Source organism: Mesorhizobium sp. M4A.F.Ca.ET.020.02.1.1 (genome assembly GCF_004022645.1).
GTDB lineage: Bacteria > Pseudomonadota > Alphaproteobacteria > Rhizobiales > Rhizobiaceae > Mesorhizobium.
Map to the genome: position 1 here is coordinate 1 of NZ_RZOI01001228.1, position 884 is coordinate 884.

Consider the following 884-nt stretch of genomic DNA (forward strand, 5'->3'; position numbering starts at 1 on the left):
ATGGCAACTATGCCGACCTCTCGGCCATCCCTGAGGAGCAGCTCAGGCTGATCGCGGCGACGCCGAGCGCGGCGCTCGGCTCGACCCGCGACAAGCCCGACGCCGCCTATTGCGAGGTGATCCTCAACGGGCTGAAGAAGATCGGCGCCGACGCCTTCATCTATATCGGCGGCAACGACACGTCGGGCACGCAGCAGATCCTGACCGACGCAGCCGGCGGCACAATCGCCTTCGTGCACGCGCCGAAGACTATCGACAACGACCTCGAGGAGAACGACCACACGCCGGGCTTCATCTCGGCGGCCGAGTTCGTCGCCGGCGCCTTCCTCTCGGTCGACCTCGATTTCCGCGCCCTGCCCGGCATCTATGTCGGCATCGTCATGGGCCGGCACGCCGGCTTCCTGACCGCGGCCGCCGCCGCCTGGCAGCTCGATCCGGACAGCGGCCCGCATCTGGTTTACGTGCCGGAGCGCGCCTTCTCGGCGAAACGCTTCATCGACGACGTGCGGGCCACGCTCGACCGCCACAAGCGCTGCATCGTCGCCGTGTCGGAGGGCGTCAGCACAGCCGACGGCAAGGCGCTGGTCGAGAGCCTGGTGCCGCCAGAGAAGCTCGAACGCGACCAGCACGGCAACGTCAAGCTGTCGGGCAGCGACCTGACGGCGGCGTTGGAACGGGCGCTGGCCGAAGGCCTGCCGGGCAAGCGGGCGCGGGTCGATGCGCTGGGCTACATGCCGCGCGGCTACATCGGCGCGATCAATGCCGTCGACGCCAAAGAGGCCTTCGACGCCGGCGCCTTCGCAGTCGAGGTCGCCGGGCAGGGCGGCGGCTCGGTGGCGCTGCAGCATGACGGTTCCAAAACCGTGCTGAAGAAGGTGCCGCTG

1 protein-coding gene is annotated in these 884 nt (G+C 68.9%); it reads left to right on the forward strand.

The genetic code is table 11. The features are described from left to right. A partial coding sequence (locus EN742_RS36260; RefSeq protein WP_128333950.1) for a diphosphate--fructose-6-phosphate 1-phosphotransferase occupies window positions 1-884 on the forward strand: 884 nt, incomplete at both ends.